This is a genomic window from Streptomyces sp. NPDC003691 (genome assembly GCF_053981115.1).
The window spans coordinates 16476-33077 of record NZ_JBSFNQ010000081.1 but is presented as its reverse complement, the minus strand read 5'-3'; the positions used below and the strand labels follow the sequence as shown (position 1 = coordinate 33077).

Below are 16602 nucleotides of genomic sequence, written 5' to 3'. Positions count from 1 at the left end.
ACCGTCCGCCACCCCCTCGGCGAAGAAGACCGGCCCGGCGGCCGGAAAGACGGCGGAGGCACCCCGCCGTATCCGGGCACCCCTGCTGTATCCGGGCACCCCGCCGGCGCGGGTCCGGGCCCGTCAGCCCGCGGCCGTCAGCCGCTTCACGGCCGCCGCGACCCGCTCGTCCGTGGCCGTGAACGCCACCCGTACGAAGGACTCCCCCGCCTCGCCGTAGAAGTCGCCGGGCGCCACCAGGATGCCCAGGTCCGCCAGGTGCGCGACCGTGTCCCAGCAGGACTCGCCCCGGGTCGCCCACAGATACAGGCTGGCCTCCGAGTGCTCGATCCGGAAGCCGTGCCCCTCCAGGGCGGTGCGCAGTGCGGTGCGCCGGGCCGCGTAGCGGGCGCGCTGCTCCGCGACATGCGTGTCGTCGCCGAGGGCGGCCACCGTCGCGGCCTGTACCGGCGACGGGACCATCATGCCGCCGTGCTTGCGGATCGCCAGCAGCTCGCCGAGGACGGCCTCGTCGCCCACCGCGAACGCGGCCCGGTAGCCCGCCAGATTGGACCGCTTGGAGAGCGAGTGGACGGCGACCAGACCGTCGAAGGAGCCGCCGCACACCTCCGGGTGGAGCACGGAGACCGGCTCGGCCTCCCAGCCCAGCTCCAGATAGCACTCGTCGCTGAAGACGAGAACACCGTGCTCGCGGGCCCAGGCCACGATCCGGATCAGCTCGTCCTTGGCGAGCACCCGCCCGGTGGGGTTAGACGGCGAGTTCAGCCAGAGCAGCTTCAGCCCGGCCGGGTCGAGTTCGGTGGGGTCGTCGTACACCTCGGGTGTCGCCCCGCAGAGCCGGGCGCCGACCTCGTACGTCGGATAGGCCAGCCGCGGATAGGCGACCCGGTCGCCGGGGCCCAGGCCCAGCTGGGTGGGCAGCCAGGCGACCAGTTCCTTGGAGCCCACCACGGGCAGGACGTTGCGGTGTCCGGCCCCGGCCGCGCCGAGCCGCCGGCCGGCCCACTCCGCCAGCGCGTCCCGCAGCGCGGGCGTGCCCCACACGGTGGGGTAGCCGGGCGAGTCGGCCGCGGCCACCAGCGCCCGCTGGACCAGCCCGGGAACGGGGTCGACGGGCGTGCCGACCGAGAGGTCGACGATGCCGTCGGGGTGGGCCGCCGCGGTCGCCTTGTACGGCTCCAGCCGGTCCCAGGGGAAGACGGGCAGACGCGACGAGACACGGCGGGAGTCTCCCCCGGCGCCGGGACCCGTGCCGGAGCCGGGGCTGGTCGGAGGCGTGGACGGGGCTGCGGACACGGGCTGTTCTCTCTCTCGTACTCGTACGAAGGGGTCCGGAGGCGGGCCGGGAAACGCGACGGTCCCGTACGGACGTCGACCGTACGGGACCGGCAGTGTGGTGATCGGCGGGGCCGCCGACCGCCGCTTACTGGTTCTGCGGCGGCAGACCGGCGACGAAGGGGTGGTCGCGCTCGATCAGACCCAGCTTGGAGGCGCCGCCCGGGGAGCCCAGCTCGTCGAAGAACTCGACGTTCGCCTTGTAGTAGTCCTTCCACTCCTCCGGCGTGTCGTCCTCGTAGAAGATCGCCTCGACGGGGCAGACCGGCTCACAGGCACCACAGTCGACGCACTCGTCGGGGTGGATGTACAAGGACCGGGAACCCTCGTAGATGCAGTCGACGGGGCACTCCTCGATGCAGGCCTTGTCCTTGACGTCGACACAAGGCTGCGCGATGACGTAGGTCACGCTGTCGTTCCTCCTCGATAGGGCTGTGGCTTGCGCGGGAGCGCGGCGTCGTCGATGCCCGCCCCTAGTATCTCCGTTCTCGGGGACGATCCGAACAGGAGGGGCGCACAGAGCAGTGGAAATCACCGGCGCGGGACGGCTCGAAGTCCGTATTACACCCCTTGACGTGGGCAAACGGGTATCAATCCGACGCCTGGTCGATCCCTCGGAGGGGTCCGGGACGTTCACGGACGTGGTCGGGGTTCTCACATCCTGGGACGAAAAGGAGAGCACGGAGGGCGCGGCGGGGACCGGCGGCGGCGTGCTGGTGATCACACGGCGCACCGGCGAGGTGGTGCGGGTGCCGGAAGCCTCGCTGGTCGCGGGGAAGACCGTGCCCGCCGCCCCGGCCCGGCGGCGCGGCCCCGCGGCGGATTTCGCGGAGCTGACGCGGGTGGCCTCCCGGGCCTGGCGGCCGTTGGAGAGCGAACGGCTCGGCGAGTGGGAGCTGCGTGCCGCGTCCGGCTTCACCCGGCGGGCCAACTCGGCGCTGGCACTCGGCGATCCGGGCGTACCGCTGGACGAGGCGCTCGACCGGGTGCGGTCCTGGTACGCGGCGCGGTCCCTGCCCGCGTACATCCAGGCCGCCACGGGTGCGGCCGGTACGCAGGAGGTGCTCTGCGCGGCGCTGGAGGAGCGCGGCTGGACCCGTGAGGTGTCGGCGGACGTACGGATCGGGGGGCTGGCGCCGGTTGCCGATCTCGACGCGGACGTGTCCCGGGTCGTCCTGGACCGGAACCCGGGCGGGCCGGACGGGGGTTGGCTGCGGCGCTACGGACGGGCCGGGGGCGGGGCGGCTCCGGCGATGCTCCGGGTGCTGGAGAGCGGGCCGTCGGTCTGGTTCGCCTCGGTCCCGGCGGAGCCCGGCGCGGGCGGCGGTGCTCGCGGTGCCGGGCCGGGCACCGGCCCGAGTGGTGCCTCCGGTCCTGCCGGGCCCGGCCACGGGCCCGGACCCGCCGTCGGCGACACCCCGGTGGCGATCGGGCGCTGTGTCGTCGACGGCCGCTGGGCCGGCTTTATGGCGGTCGAGGTCGACCCGGCGTACCGGCGACGCGGGCTGGCCCGGGCCGTGATGACGGCACTGGCCCGCCGGGCGCTCGACGAAGGCGCCTCGGCGGCCTGGCTCCAGGTCGAGACGGAGAACACGGCGGCGGGCGCGCTCTACGCGGGCATGGGCTTCACCACGCACCACAGCTACCACCACTACCGCGCGCCGCGGGACTGACCCGGGGCCGCCGCGCGGGCCGGCCGGAAGCGGGGCCGGGGTACGCACCACCCGGCCGCACGCGAACCCGGCCACCACGCGAACCCGGCCGTACCGACACCGGCCACCGCGCAAGCCCGGCCGTACGCAAGCGGGCCGTACCCAAACCGGGCCGTACCGACACCGGCTACCGCGCAAATCGGGTCGTACGCAGACCGCGGCGGGGCTCGCGCGCCCGGTGAGTGGACGCGGCGGGGGGCGGCCGGGTACGAGTGGTCCATGCACGACGACTCAGCCGCCTCCGCCGACCCGGCGGGCCACCGGCGCCGGTTCGCCGACGAGGCCCGGGCCGGGCAGCCCGACCTGTCGCAGCTCTGCCTGCTGCTGGGCGCGGTCGCCGACGGCGCCGCCGACGACACGGCGATCGACGCCGCCCAGATCGAACTGGACCGGCTGGCGGGACTGCTGCCGTACGGGCTGCGTACGCCCACGGCCTGGGCGACCGCCCTGGAGCGGCTGCTCGGCGGCGAACTCGGTTTCCACGGCACCCCGGCGGACTACCGGCTGCTGGAGTCGTCACTGCTCCACGAGGTGCTGCGGCGCCGCCGCGGGCTGCCGATCCTGCTCTCGGCGGTCTGGGTGGAGGTGGCGCGGCGGGCGGGTGCCCCGGTGTACGGGGTCGCACTGCCCGGTCATTTCGTCGTCGGCTTCGGCGACCCGGAGGAACAGGTCCTGGCGGACCCCTTCGCGGGCGGCCGGCTGCTGTCGCACTCGGATGCGTCCCTGCTGGTCGCGGGGGCGACGGGAGCCCGGCTCGAACCGTCGATGCTGAAGCCCGCCCCCGCTCAGGACGTGGTCGTCCGCATCCTCAACAACATCCGCGCCTGGGCCACGGCCCGCCCGGAGCGCTCGGACGTGGCGCTCTGGGCCGTGGACCTCTCCCTGCTGCTGCCCTCCCATCCGGCCCGGCTGCGCTACGAGCGCGCCCAGCTCCTGGTCCAGCGGGGCGACTTCCTGGCCGGGGCCGCCGAGCTGGACGCGTACGCGGAGGTGGTCGCGATGGCCGAGCCGTCGACCGCGGAGTCGGTCCGGGGGCGGGCGAGGGCGGCACGGGCAATGCTGAACTGACCGCCGCGGGTGGTCCCGGCCGGGTGCGGGTGCGGCCCGCCGTGTCCGCCGTGCTCGCCGTGCTCGCCGTGTCCATGGCGCGGGCCGAGACCCGGTAGCGCCCCGTGACTTGCGGCAGGCCGCCCGTCCGCGGGACCGGCGCGGAAGCGGGCCGTCGCGGTGCCGGTGCGGGCCGCCGCGAACCCGGGCACCGCGCAGAACTCTCCCCGGCGCCCCCGGCGGGAAACGACGGCAACGGCGGGAAAGGGGGGCAAACGACGGCGGCTCCGCCCCCGGTGCGGGAGCGGAGCCGTCGGCTGCGGTCCGGTCGTCAGCCCTGGTCGCGGCCGAGTTCCACCGTTCGCTCCTGCGGGGTCTTGCCGCGCAGTGCGGGCCCCATCGCCTTGGCGATGTCGGCGGCGGTGACCTGCGCCTTCTTCCCGTCCGCCTTGGTGATCAGGACACCCTGGAAGGTGCCGCCCACCAGCTCCTCGATGGCCTTCTCGTCGTACGCCTCCACCAGCTTGCCGTTCACGGCCTTCATGGAGAGGATGCGCGGCAGCGAGCGCTGCGGGCCGAAGTCGATCTTCTGGCCGCCCGCCCTGATGGTGATCAGACCGGACATCGCGGGGTCGGCGAACTCCTTCTTGGCCCGGGCCAGCTCGGCCGCGCCGATGGACGGCTGAAGGTCGGCGACGGGCAGCTTGACGACGTTCGGACGGCCGGATTCGACCTGGGCCCGGTAGGCGTCCTTGACCATCGTCAGCGAGCCGTTGACGTCGATGCCCTGACCGGCCTTGCCGGGCACGACCGTGATCTTCCCGGGCTCGAACCTGATCGTGCCCTCGACGGCCGAGCCGGAGTTGCCCGCCAGATCGGCGAGGGCCACCCGCAGCTTCTCCTCGTCGATGACGATCTCCGGCTCGGCGACCCGCGCGCCGCCGAAGAGGGAGCCGATCACCGACATGGGGTTGTAGTCGCTGCCGGCCGCATTGCGCACGGTGGTTTGGGCATCGAACGAGAGCCCCGCCTTGTCCGGCGCCAGGGAGACGTTCTTGCCGCCGACCGAGAGCTGGAGCGGAGTGGCGGCGCGCTTGCCCAGGGCGCCCTGGAGCTTGTCGATCGCCTGTTCACGGGTGCCGCCGCCGATGTCGACGCCGAGGACCGTGGTGCTCTTCGGTACGTCGGAGTGGTTCAGCAGCAGCCCGGCACCGTAGGCGAGACTGCCCAGAACGACCACGCCGACGCCGAGCAGGGCCAGCTTGGAGCGGCCCTTCTTGGCGGGCGCCGCCGGGCGGGGCGCCGGGGCGGGGGCCTCGGGCGAGGCCGCCGGGGCGGCGCTCCGGTCCGTACCGGAAGGTCCGGAGGGGCCGCCGGCCGGACCGGGACCCGCCGGGAACGGCGCGTCCGTGCCGGGCCGGACGACCGGCATCCCGCTGCTGAGCGTGTCGCCGGAGACATGGCCCGCGGGACCGCCCGCACCGGCGGCCGGGGCCGGGGCAGGGCGCTGCGGGGTGAGGACCGCGGTGTCGTCGGACATCCGCGGCGGCGCGGCGACGGCGCCCGCGTGCACGGGTGCGCCCGCGCCGACCGGCATGGCGCCGCGCGCCGGGCCGGTCGTCGGCCCGTCGGGACCGGCACCGGGCACCGCACGGGTGCCGTGCGGCGGAGTGCCGGGGCCGGGGGCGAAGCCGGCGGGCGCGGACGTACCGGCCCCCGGCGCGCCGCCCAGCTCGCTGAGCGCGCTGTGCGGCCGGCCCCCGCCGGAACCGCCGGGTGCGCCCGTACCGCCGGAACCACCCGGCGCGGCACCGGCGGGGCCGGCCGGGGCACCGCCCGGCGTACCGGATCCGTCCGGACCGCCCGGCACCTTCAGGCCCGCGCCGTTGGTCCCGGACTTGCGGGGAGCGAACCAGTCGTTCGCCGCCTTGTCGCCCGGGGCGGCGGGCGCGCCCGCGTCAGGACCGTCGAAGGAGGGCACCGGCATCGCGGCCGTACGCTCGGCCGCCGCCTCGGCGCGGGGTGCGCCGGGTGCCGCGGGCGCGTCGGCCGCGGCCCCGGCACCCGGCTCTCCGGCCGGTTTGCGCATCACGACGGGCGGGATCGGCCGCGACCCGGGGATGTTGATCCGGATGCGGGTGGTGATCGTCGTCTCGGTCCTGGGCTCGGACTTGGCCGCGTCCGGCTTCGGCTCGCCGTCGGCACCGGCCGCCGCCCCGCCCGCGAACGGGGCGGACCCGTACGGCGGTGTACCCGAGGGATAGGCGGCCCCACCGCGCCCCTGGGGCCCGGAGGACGAACTGTCAGTTTCACGGTTCAAAGCAGGATCTCCCGGTTGGCTCCGCCGCCCGTCTCTTACTGTGGTCCTCGTGCTCTGGGCGGCTCGGCGGCGCGCACCACCATACTGGCCGCCGGTGACACGCATGCCGCGACCGTGGAAAGGGCACCGGATCGGCCCTGTTCCACCACTCCGCGTACGACTGCCGGTCCACCGCGGCCATCAGTACGCCCCGTACGGGCGGGGGTTCGGGCACCGCGCCGGGCGACCCGGCCCCGGTCACGCCCTTTTCCGCACGCCCGGACGGTCCCCCGGCCGCCGAGAGCGACACTGCTCCGGTCCACCGGCCCCGCGTCCGCGGGACGCCTCACCCGTCAAGTCGCCCCGGGGCGCCGCCCGGTTGCGGAACCCGGCCGAGGGTGGCGCACATCACAGCGACAACCATCCCTCCGAGGATGAAGAGCAGCGGTCCGATCCCGGCGCCGAACAGCGCGTCGCCCTCGGGCCGTCCGAGGCTCAGGGCCACGATCGCGACCAGCCAGCCGGCCGCGGCCGCGCCCACGGCCGCCTGACCGCCCAGGGCGGTCCGGGCCCCGTAGAAGAGGCCCGCGGCAGCCAGCAGCGCGAGCAGCAGTCCGCCCGGGAACCAGGCCGCCTGGACGAGTGAACCGGCGATGCCGGTGACCGCGCCGAGCAGTACGAGCAGGAGGTACGCGGCGATCCGGCCGGGCCGCGGCTTCTGCGCCGACCAGTCCCGGGCCAGTCCGGTGCCGGGGGAGGCGCTCACGCGGGCACCCCGGCCGTGCCCGGGACGGCGGGGCCGGCGGCCTCCGGGATCCCGGCGAAGAGGTCGTCCTCGCGGCGGCCGCGCGGCACTCCCGGCTCGCCCTGGGCCAGCTCGTAGTACTCGGTGGCGAAGATCGGCTGGCCCAGGTCGTTGGAGAGGGCGAAGAACGGCCCGTCCACCGCGATCTGGGTGGCGTGCGCCCGCATGGCGGCCGCTTTCCGCTCCGCGTACGCGCCGCCGTCGATCTCGGCGGTGATCCGGTCGTCGTCGACCACCCCGGGGACGTCGTCGATCGCCGCGACACCGGGGAAGCCGGTTCCGGCCGCCCGCAGCCTGGCGAAGCCCTCCTCGGCGACGGAGCGCGGCACCCGGGTCCAGTAGATCTTCGCGATGGTCCACGGATCGCCGAGGTCGCGGCGGAAGGCCCGCTCACCGGCCAGCTCGGCGGCGCGCACGGCGACCCGGTGGGCCTGGATGTGATCGGGGTGGCCGTAGCCGCCGCGGGGGTCGTAGGTGACCATGACCTGGGGGCGTACGGAGCGGATGATCTCCACGAGATGGGGTGCCGCCTCGTCGACGGGGGTGTTCCAGAAGGCACCCTCGCGGCGGTTCTGCGGCAGGCCCATCATCCCGGAGTCCCGGTAGCGCCCGGGGCCGCCCAGGAACCGGTGGTCGGTGACGCCCAGCTCCTTCATGGCCGCGGACAGCTCACCGGTGCGGTATTCGCCGAGGGAGTCGTCGCGGTCGGCCGTGAGATGCGCGAGGGCGGGCGGGATGACCTCGCCTTCCTCGCCGAGGGTGCAGGTCACCAGGGTGACCCGGGCGCCGCCGGCCGCGTACCGGGCCATCGTGGCGCCGTTGGTGATCGACTCGTCGTCCGGATGCGCGTGCACCAGGAGCAGACGACGGGTGGAAAGATCCTTCATGGAGACAGCCTACGAGTCCGGGCCGGACGACGTGGCGGAATGCGGAGCACCCCGGGTATCCCGGGCACTCCGGGCCGTGGGACGGCCGGGTCGGCGAAGCGCGGCCGCCGGGGCCGGGGGCCGGCGGCGGGCGGCTCCGGTGGGAGGGACCGCCCGGCCCGTCCGGTGGTCGGCGGACCGGCGGGGAGCCGGCCGCGGTCGGCAGGGATCGGGGACACGGACGGGCCGCCGCACGGGCACGGTGGACCGGCGCGGGACCGGCGCGAAGGGGGCGCAGGACCGGCGCGAGCCCGGAAGCGGCCAAAAAGAAGGACCCCCGCACACGGGCGGGAGCCCGGTTCAGAACTTCAGGTCGCCGATCATGTCGCCGACGCTTGTCGTCAGATCCGTGATCGTCGGCTCGAAGGACGAGCTGGCGAGGAAGAAACCGAACAACACGCAGACAACCGCATGCCCGCCCTTGAGCCCGGACTTCCGGACCAGCAGGAAGACGACGATCGCCAGCAGCACCACCGCCGAAACTGAGAGTGCCACGGCGGTTCACCTCCACAGATACTCGGTCGGGACAGCAGGACAGGCAGGTTGCACGCGCAGATGGTTCCTACCCACCTCGCGCTACGGATCATAACTATCCGTACTAACGCATCAGTCGGTGCACGGCAGCACACGGGGGCGCACACGCGCCGGCTCCGACGGACTGACCATAAGTCAACACAGCTCCTCTCCCTGCCAGTTCGCCCTTGGACAGCGGTTTCTCCCGGACACACCACGCGTGTTCACCGTGGCGCCGGACGGTTTCCTTGCGGCCTTGACCCGTTCGGTGTCCGGAACCGAACGGAAGGGCGAGCCGCGGGTGCCCGGCCCCGACGACCACCCCACCACGGTAGGGCCGGAAGGGGCTTTCCGGGAACGGGCCGTGGCCGATCCCCGTACCCCGTACGGGAATTCGCGGGAGCAACGGCCCACGGCGGGGACGGGCCGCCGTGATCGCGGCGGGGACGGCTCGGCGGACGCCGCGGTTCGCCGGGCCCGCGGGCCCGGGGCACGTCCCGTACCCTCCCCGGCGGTGCGGATCCGATCTGGCCGGAACTTTTCCCCGGCCCGTCCGTCCGGGGGCGCGCATGGCCGGACGGCGCGGCGGAGGGCCGGCGGTGGGATCAGCGGGAACCGGCGGCGGGGCGGGGTCGCCGGGCGTGCGGGCGGGCTGGCCGGGGCCACTCCAGGAGGCCCCGGCCGGGGTACGGCACCCGCACGGCCGCACGCCCGCAGCGTGCCCGGCCCGTGTATCGGCCCGGAGACAACCGCATTGCCCCTGTGTAAAAGAGTGTCAGCCGTTCGGCGGAGTCCCGGGGGCCGGACCCTCCCCGGGCTCCCCGGATCCGGCGCCGGATCCGGGGCCGGGTGCGGGGCTCTCCGGGGGCTTGGTACCAGGGCCGGGTGCGGGTTCCTCCGGGGGCTCGGTGCCGGGCGGGACCACCTGTCGCTCCGCGGCGAAGTGGCAGGCCGAGGGGTGCCGTACGGGACCCTCCGGCAGCAGCCGGAACTCCGCCGGAACGGCCAGCAGCGGCACCTCCAGCGCACACCGCTCCTGCGCCTTCCAGCAGCGGGTACGGAAGCGGCAGCCGGACGGGATATGAGCGGGCGACGGCACGTCTCCGCCGAGAATGATCCGGTCGCGGTGGGCCCGTGCCTCCGGATCGGGTACGGGCACGGCGGAGAGCAGCGCCTGGGTGTACGGGTGCGTGGGGTGGTCGTAGATCTCGTCCGGGCGCCCCAGCTCCACCACCCGCCCCAGGTACATCACACCCACCCGGTCGGAGATATGGCGCACGATCGACAGGTCATGGGCGATGAACACCAGGCTGAGACCGAATTCACGCTGGAGCCGCATCAGCAGGTTGACCACCTGCGCCTGGACGGAGACGTCGAGCGCCGAGACGGGTTCGTCGGCGACCACGATCTCCGGGCGGAGCGCGAGGCCGCGGGCGATGCCGATGCGCTGCCGCTGCCCGCCGCTGAACTGGTGGGGGTAGCGGTTGACGTAGTCGGGGTCGAGACCGACGGTGTCGAGCAGCTCCCGCACCCGGCGGCGCCGGTCGCCCTTGGGCGCGGCCTCGGGATGGATGTCGAACGGCTCGCCGACGATGTCGCCCACGGTCATCCGGGGGTTCAGGGAGGTGTACGGGTCCTGGAACACCATCTGGATGTTGCGGCGCACCGCCCTCAGGGCCCGGCCGGAGAGCTTGGTGATGTCCTCGCCGTGGTAGCGGATCTCCCCGGCGGTGGGGTGTTCGAGCTGGACGAGCATGCGGGCGAGGGTGGACTTCCCGCAGCCGGACTCGCCGACGATGCCGAGCGTCTCGCCGGCCCGGAGGTCGAGGTCGACGCCGTCGACGGCGCGTACGGCGCCCACCTGGCGGCGGAAGAGGATGCCCCGGGTGAGCGGGTAGTGGCGGGCCAGGCCGCGGACTTCGAGGAGCGGTTCTCCGGTGGTGGCGCCGGAGACCGGGCGCGCGGTGGTCTCAGTCACGGCCGTCCGCCTCCTCGCCGCCGCTTCCGGAGGCCCTGCGGCCGGTGTCCGTACCGTTCGCCGTATCACTCGGCGTATCACTCGGCGTGCCGCTCGCCGTGCCGGTCTCCGGCACGGGACCGGGTGCCGGGTCCGGTGCGGGGCCCGACGCCGGGTCCGGTGCGGGGCCGGGCGGGGCGCCGGGGCCCTGCGTACCCCGTACGCCTCCCGCGCCGCCGAGCGTCTCGCGCCAGAAGTGGCAGGCGCTGAAGCGGCCCTCCCCCGCCTCGTACAGCGGTGGCACATCCGTCCGGCAGATGTCCCGGGCGATCGGGCAGCGGGGGTGGAAGGCGCAGCCCGCCGGGATCCGCAGCAGGTTCGGCGGCAGCCCCCTGATCGCGTACAGCTCGCGGCCCTTCTGGTCGAGCCGGGGTACGGAATCCAGGAGTCCGCGGGTGTAGGGGTGGGCGGGGGCCCGGTAGATGTCGTGGACGGGGGCGGTCTCGACGATCCGGCCCGCGTACATCACGGCGATCCGGTCGGCCACGTCCGCGACGACGCCCAGATCGTGGGTGATCAGGATCAGGCCCATGCCCGACTCGTCCCGGAGCCGCGAGAGCAGCTCCATGACCTGGGCCTGGACGGTCACGTCGAGGGCGGTGGTGGGTTCGTCGGCGATGATCAGGGCGGGTTCCAGGGCGAGCGCCATCGCGATCATGATGCGCTGGCGCATCCCGCCGGAGAACTGGTGCGGATAGTCCCCGACGCGTTCGGCCGCGGCCGGAATGCCGACCCGTTCCATCAGCTCCACGGCCCGGGCGCGGGCCTCCTTCCGCTTGGTCCCGCGGTGGACGGTGTACATCTCGGCCAGCTGGGCGCCGACGCTGAGGACCGGATTGAGGGCGGAGAGCGCGTCCTGGAAGATCATGGCGATCTCCGCGCCGCGCACCCGGCGCCGCTCGTCCTCCTTGAGGGTGAGCAGATCGCGGCCGCGGAAGAGCACCTGGCCGCCGGCGATCCGGCCGGGCGGGCTGTCGAGGATGCCCATCACGGCCTGCGCGGTGACCGACTTGCCGGAGCCGGACTCGCCGAGCACGGCCAGGGTCTCGCCCTCGGCCACGCCGTAGCTGACCCCGTTGACGGCCTTGGCGACACCGTCGCGGGTACGGAACTCGACCTGGAGGTCGCGGACTTCGAGCAGCATTCCGGCACTCCTCATCAGCGCAGCTTGGGGTCGAGGGCGTCGCGGACCGCGTCGCCGAGCATGATGAACGCCAGCACCGTGACCGCCAGGGCACCGGCCGGCCAGAGCAGCATGTGCGGGGCGTTGCGGATATAGGGGGAGGCGGCCGAGATGTCGATGCCCCAGGAGACGGTGGGGGGTTTGAGGCCGACACCGAGGTAGGACAGGGTCGCTTCCAGGGAGATGTACGTGCCGAGGGCGATGGTCGCGACGACGATGACGGGTGCGACGGCGTTGGGCGCGATATGGCGGAGCAGCATCCGGCTGTTGGAGGCGCCGAGGGCGCGGGCGGCCTGGACGTAGTCGTTCTGTTTGGTGGTGATCACCGAACCGCGGGCGATCCGGGAGACCTGGGGCCAGCCCAGCAGCACCATGAAGCCGATGACGGGCCAGACGGTGTTGCTGGTGACGACGGAGAGCAGGACCAGTCCGCCGAGGACGACGGGGATGGCGAAGAAGATGTCGGTGAGCCGGGAGAGCACGGCGTCCCCGGTGCCGCCGAAGAATCCGGCGAGGCCGCCGAGGAGGGAGCCCAGAAGGGCGACGCCGAGGGTGGCGCAGACGCCGACGGTGACCGAGGCCCGGGCGCCGTACACGGTCCGGGTGTAGACGTCGCAGCCCTGGCCGTCGAAGCCGAAGGGGTGGCCGGGCTGGGAGCCCTCCTGCGATTTGGCGAGATCGCAGTCGAGGGGGTTTCCGGAGGCGATGGACTGCGGCCAGATCGCGATGATCACCAGAAAGAGGATGATCAGCGACGAGACGATGAAGACGGGATTGCGGCGGAGGTCGCGCCAGGCGTCGGACCAGAGGCTGCGGGGTTTCGTGGCGGGCCCGGTGCCCTCCGGGGGGCCTTCCGGGCCCTTCTCCAGGGTGGCGCCTTCCTCGGTGGCGAGGTCCATGGTGCCGCCCGCGCCGGTGGGGGCGATCGCGCCGCCGAGGACGCCGTCGGGATCGTACTGCGGCTCAGGCATAGCGGATCCTCGGGTCGAGTACGGCGTAGAGCAGGTCGACGAGCAGGTTGACCAGCAGGAAGACCAGCACCAGTACGGTCACGAAGCCGACGACGGTCTGGGTGTTCTGGCGGACGATGCCCTGGTAGAGCTGGTAGCCGACGCCGTGGATATTGAAGATCCGCTCGGTGACGATGGCCCCGCCCATCAGTGCGCCGATGTCCGCGCCGATGAAGGTGACGACGGGGATCAGGGAGTTCCGCAGCAGATGGCGGGTGACGACGCGGCGGCGCGGCAGGCCCTTGGCGCGGGCGGTGCGGACGTAGTCCGAGCGGGCGTTCTCGGCGATGGAGGTGCGGGTGAGCCGGGTGACGTACGCCAGCGATACGGAGGCCAGGACCAGGCCGGGGACGATCAGCTCGTCGAGGGGGGCGCCGGGTGAGACGGCGGGTTTGATGATGCCCCATTCGACGCCGAGCAGCAGTTGGAGCAGCAGGCCGGTGACGAAGGTCGGTACGGAGATCACGACCAGGGTGAGCAGCAGGACCCCGGTGTCGACCGGGCGGCCGCGGCGGAGGCCGGTCAGTACGCCCAGGGTGATGCCGATGACGATCTCGAAGCAGATGGCGACGAGGGTGAGCCGGATGGTCACGGGGAAGGCCGCGGCCATCAGTTCGGTGACGGGCTGTCCGTTGAAGGCGGTGCCGAAGTCGCCCCGGAAGACATCGCCCATATAGGTCAGGTACTGCTGCCACAGGGGCTTGTCGAGGCCGTACTCGGCGCGCAGCTGGGCGGTGGTGGCGGGGTCGCACTGGATCTGGCCGCAGAGCCCGGCGATGGGGTCGCCCATCACGTTGACCATCAGGAAGATGAGCAGGGTGGCGCCGAAGAAGACCGGGATCATCTGGAGCAGACGCCGGATCACATAACGTCCCATGGGGGCTCCCGAAGGCGGCCGTCAGGCGACCTTGATCTCGTTGTAGACCGGGACACTGAAGGGGTTGAGGGAGACGTTCGAGATGCGCGGGGCGTAGCCGGCGCTGCCGTTCTGGTACCAGAGCGGGATGGCCGCCATCTGGTCGCGGACCACCTCCTCCGCCTGCTGGAAGGTGCGGACCGCGGTCGCGGTGTCGGATTCGGCGTTGGCTCGGTCCACCAGCTCGTCGAAGGTGCTGTTGGTCCACTTGCCGTCGTTGGAGGAGGCGCCGGTGTAGTAGAGCGGCTGGAGGAAGTTCTGGATGAGGGGGTAGTCCATCTGCCAGCCGGCCCGGAAGGGGCCGCTCATCTTGGACTGGGTGACCTGGTTGCGGAAGTCGGCGAAGGTGCCCATGGGGTTGCCGAGGCAGGCGCGGTCGTTGCGGAGGGCGTTGTTGATGCTGTTGCAGACGGCGTCCACCCACTCCTTGTGGGAGCCGGTGTCGGCGTTGTACGAGATCTTCATGGTGCCGCCGGGGATACCGCCGCCCTCCTCGACCAGCTGCCGGGCGCGGGCGGGGTCGTAGACGCAGGAGTCGCCGCAGAGGGTGTCCTTGAAGCCGCCCTCGACGCCGAGGACGGGCGAGGTCCAGTCCTTGGCGGGGGTGCGGGTGTTGCGGAAGATGCGGGAGGTGATGCTCGGGCGGTTGATGGCCATGGAGAGGCCGGTGCGTAGCTTGTAGCCGTTCGGGGTGTTCCACCGCTTGTCGTAGTAGGGGAAGGCGAGGGTCTGGATGATGCCGGCCGGGGTGTTGATGTAGCGGTCGCCGAGGTCCTTCTTCACATTCCGGAGCTGGGAGGCGGGGACGTCGTCGACGAGGTCGAGATTGCCGGCCACCAGATCGGTGTAGGCGGTGTTGTTGTCGATGTAGACCCGCAGGTCGACACCGCCGTTGAGGGGTTTGTCCGGGCCGGGGTAGCCGTCCCAGCGGCGCAGGGACATCTGGGAGCCGCGGATGTACGAGGCGACGCGGTACGGGCCGTTGCCGACGGGTTTGGCGAGCCAGCCGGCGTGGTCGTCGTAGAAGGACCTGGGGAGCGGGGCGAAGGCCGCGTAGCCGAGGGTGTCGGGCCAGGTGGAGAACTTCTGGCTGAGCCGGACGGTGAAGGTCCGCTCACCGGTGACGGTCAGCCCGGAGAGGGTGGTGGCGGTGGGGTCGCCCTCGGCCGGGTGCACCTGGTCGTAGCCGTCGATATAGCCGAAGAAGTAGGCGTTCTTCTGGCCGTTCCGCAGATAGGCGCCGTAGTTCCAGGCGTCGACGAACGAGCCGGCGGTGACCTTCTCGCCGTTGCTGAAGGTCCAGCCGTCCTTGACGGTGATGTGGAAGGTGATGGAGTCGGTGGTGTCGATCCGCTCCGCCAGCATGTCCTTGGCCTCGCCGGTCCGCGGGTCGTACCGCTTGAGACCGCGGAAGAGCATGTCGAGGACCTTGCCGCCCTGCACCTCGTTGGTGTTGGCGGGCTCCAGCGGGTTCTGGGGATCGCCCCAGGAGGAGCTGACGATGCCGTCCGGGCCGCTGCCACCGGTGGAGACCCCTCCGCCGCAGCCCGTCAGCGCCGTGGCCGCCAGTACGGCGGCGAGGGTGCCGCCCGCGGTCTTGAGGGCATGCGCTCCCCGCATCCAGTGCCTCCTCGGTCCTGAGCCCGCTCACTCCCACTCAGGACCGAATATCCCCACAAAATCGGGCAGACCGCATTTCTGCTCACCCGAACGGAGGAGACGTCACTCCGCTGCCGCGGCTCCCGCACCCTCCGGCCGGGCGACGGCCGGGTCCGCCGGGGCGACCGGAAGCACGGCCTCCCAGGTGTCGACCGCGAAGTGCAGGTCCATGCCGTGGGCCTGGTAGAGCCGCAGGGCGCCCGTCTCGTTGTCGGTGTCCACGCCCAGGCCGAGGGCATTGCGGCCGAGGCCCGCGTACACCCCGAAGGCATGGCGGAGCAGCAGACCACCGAGACCGCGGCCCCGGGCCTGCTTGCGGACACCGAGGCTGTTGATCCAGCCGTACGCCTCCCGGTGGTTGCTGGTGACCAGCACGGCCACATCGCCCTCACCGTCCTGGGAGACGATCCACACCAGCTCCCAGTCGACCAGCGCGCCGAGGTCGGCGAGCCACTTCTCGTACGAGCGCTCCTGGTGGTCGAAGTGCTCGGCGAAGGTCTCCTGAAGCAGCGCGTGGGCGATCCGACGGTCGGCCTCGTCCCGGCAGTTCCGCAGGGTGGTGCCCGGCGGCGGGACGGGGACGGTGTCGGTCGCCGGGTCCAGGGAGCGGACCATGGCGTGGTAGCGGCGGACCGTGGACCAGCCGCGCCGTACCAGCAGGGCGGTGTCGAGGGTCGGGGTCGCGTTGAGGTGGAAGTGGACGACGGCCCGCTCCGCGCCGTTGGCCGCGGCCTTGGCCCGGGCCCGCTCCTCCATCAGCTCCAGGACGGCGGCGGCCGCCTCCTGGTGCTCGGGCAGGACGTACTGGTCGATGTCGATGCGCTCGGCGCCGGAGTCGTCCCAGAGGAGTCCGTAGACCACCGGGCGGCCGTCGTGGAAGCCGAGCCACGAGTTGTTCGGGAGGTCCGCCTCGGGGTGGGTCAGATCGGCCGTCACCTCGACCAGATCGGTCTCGGGCTTCCCGACCTCGATCACGTCGACGGCGTTCAGCAGGGCGCAGATCGCCTCGGCGTCCCCGGGCACGGCCGGGCGTACGGAAAGGGTGGTCATTCCCCCACTGTCGGGCGGACGGACACACCGCCGCAACGCCTTTTCCGCGCACCGGCCGGCCCGACGGTACGCGGTCGGTACGGAAAGGCGGCGCAAACGGGCCCGCGCGCGCGGGCCCGGGAGCGTACCG

The 16602-nt window shown here is 72.9% G+C and carries 13 protein-coding genes and 1 pseudogene; 2 read left to right on the top strand and 12 right to left on the bottom strand.

What is annotated here, in order from left to right; genetic code table 11:
* Window positions 1–123: 123 nt before the first annotated feature.
* Together dapC and fdxA are read right to left on the bottom strand one after the other, a co-directional pair.
* Complete coding sequence (dapC, locus tag ACWDR0_RS28180; RefSeq protein WP_456354601.1) at window positions 124–1206, bottom strand: succinyldiaminopimelate transaminase; 1083 nt, start codon at window positions 1204–1206, stop codon at window positions 124–126.
* Between the two features lie 217 nt (window positions 1207–1423).
* The gene (gene fdxA / locus ACWDR0_RS28175) at window positions 1424–1744 is read right to left on the bottom strand and encodes a ferredoxin (RefSeq protein ID WP_006346810.1); all 321 of its coding nucleotides are present in this window, start codon (window positions 1742–1744) and stop codon (window positions 1424–1426) included.
* A gap of 115 nt (window positions 1745–1859) precedes the next feature.
* On the opposite strand from fdxA, the gene ACWDR0_RS28170 reads away from it, so the two are divergent.
* Window positions 1860–3008: a GNAT family N-acetyltransferase gene (locus ACWDR0_RS28170; protein WP_456354600.1), complete on the top strand. Its 1149-nt coding sequence runs from the start codon at window positions 1860–1862 to the stop codon at window positions 3006–3008.
* Window positions 3009–3266: 258 nt separating this feature from the next.
* Window positions 3267–4115 carry a transglutaminase-like domain-containing protein gene (locus ACWDR0_RS28165; RefSeq protein ID WP_456354599.1) on the top strand — a complete coding sequence of 283 codons (849 nt, stop codon included), beginning with the start codon at window positions 3267–3269 and terminating at the stop codon, window positions 4113–4115.
* Window positions 4116–4425: 310 nt separating this feature from the next.
* Here the strand turns inward: ACWDR0_RS28165 and ACWDR0_RS28160 are convergent, their stop codons facing one another.
* The 10 genes and pseudogenes from ACWDR0_RS28160 to ACWDR0_RS28115 all read right to left on the bottom strand — a co-directional run bounded on the left by ACWDR0_RS28160 (window position 4426) and on the right by ACWDR0_RS28115 (window position 16472).
* Window positions 4426–6414 carry a peptidoglycan binding domain-containing protein gene (locus tag ACWDR0_RS28160; RefSeq protein ID WP_456354598.1) on the bottom strand — a complete coding sequence of 663 codons (1989 nt, stop codon included), beginning with the start codon at window positions 6412–6414 and terminating at the stop codon, window positions 4426–4428.
* 325 nt (window positions 6415–6739) lie between these two features.
* Window positions 6740–7159: a DUF6113 family protein gene (locus tag ACWDR0_RS28155; protein WP_456354597.1), complete on the bottom strand. Its 420-nt coding sequence runs from the start codon at window positions 7157–7159 to the stop codon at window positions 6740–6742.
* Window positions 7156–8085 carry an N-acetyl-1-D-myo-inositol-2-amino-2-deoxy-alpha-D-glucopyranoside deacetylase gene (gene mshB / locus ACWDR0_RS28150; protein WP_456354596.1) on the bottom strand — a complete coding sequence of 310 codons (930 nt, stop codon included), beginning with the start codon at window positions 8083–8085 and terminating at the stop codon, window positions 7156–7158. The genes ACWDR0_RS28155 and mshB overlap by 4 nt, the downstream gene beginning before the upstream one ends.
* A gap of 339 nt (window positions 8086–8424) precedes the next feature.
* A complete protein-coding gene (locus ACWDR0_RS28145) occupies window positions 8425–8619 on the bottom strand; it encodes a hypothetical protein (RefSeq protein ID WP_006346816.1) in 195 nt (64 codons plus the stop codon).
* A gap of 793 nt (window positions 8620–9412) precedes the next feature.
* Window positions 9413–10615: an ABC transporter ATP-binding protein gene (locus ACWDR0_RS28140; protein ID WP_456354595.1), complete on the bottom strand. Its 1203-nt coding sequence runs from the start codon at window positions 10613–10615 to the stop codon at window positions 9413–9415.
* A 211-nt stretch (window positions 10616–10826) separates the two neighbouring features.
* Window positions 10827–11798, bottom strand: a pseudogene (locus ACWDR0_RS28135) (ABC transporter ATP-binding protein); the annotation flags it as partial.
* 14 nt (window positions 11799–11812) lie between these two features.
* Window positions 11813–12808 (bottom strand): ABC transporter permease, encoded by a 996-nt coding sequence (locus tag ACWDR0_RS28130; RefSeq protein WP_456354594.1) that lies wholly within the window; start codon window positions 12806–12808, stop codon window positions 11813–11815.
* Window positions 12801–13724 (bottom strand): ABC transporter permease, encoded by a 924-nt coding sequence (locus tag ACWDR0_RS28125; protein WP_456354593.1) that lies wholly within the window; start codon window positions 13722–13724, stop codon window positions 12801–12803. The genes ACWDR0_RS28130 and ACWDR0_RS28125 overlap by 8 nt, the downstream gene beginning before the upstream one ends.
* A 21-nt stretch (window positions 13725–13745) precedes the next feature.
* Complete coding sequence (locus ACWDR0_RS28120; protein ID WP_456354592.1) at window positions 13746–15383, bottom strand: peptide ABC transporter substrate-binding protein; 1638 nt, start codon at window positions 15381–15383, stop codon at window positions 13746–13748.
* 102 nt (window positions 15384–15485) lie between these two features.
* On the bottom strand, window positions 15486–16472 hold the full coding sequence (locus tag ACWDR0_RS28115; protein ID WP_456354591.1) for a GNAT family N-acetyltransferase: 987 nt from the start codon (window positions 16470–16472) through the stop codon (window positions 15486–15488).
* Window positions 16473–16602 lie beyond the last annotated feature (130 nt).

What these genes read in the sequence shown, in the direction of transcription:
- ACWDR0_RS28165 (WP_456354599.1), top strand. Translation starts at nt 3,267, where the DNA reads ATGCACGACGACTCAGCCGCCTCCGCCGACCCGGCGGGCCACCGGCGC.
- mshB (WP_456354596.1), bottom strand. Translation starts at nt 8,085, where the DNA reads ATGAAGGATCTTTCCACCCGTCGTCTGCTCCTGGTGCACGCGCATCCG.
- ACWDR0_RS28130 (WP_456354594.1), bottom strand. Translation starts at nt 12,808, where the DNA reads ATGCCTGAGCCGCAGTACGATCCCGACGGCGTCCTCGGCGGCGCGATC.
- ACWDR0_RS28125 (WP_456354593.1), bottom strand. Translation starts at nt 13,724, where the DNA reads ATGGGACGTTATGTGATCCGGCGTCTGCTCCAGATGATCCCGGTCTTC.
- ACWDR0_RS28120 (WP_456354592.1), bottom strand. Translation starts at nt 15,383, where the DNA reads ATGCGGGGAGCGCATGCCCTCAAGACCGCGGGCGGCACCCTCGCCGCC.
- ACWDR0_RS28115 (WP_456354591.1), bottom strand. Translation starts at nt 16,472, where the DNA reads ATGACCACCCTTTCCGTACGCCCGGCCGTGCCCGGGGACGCCGAGGCG.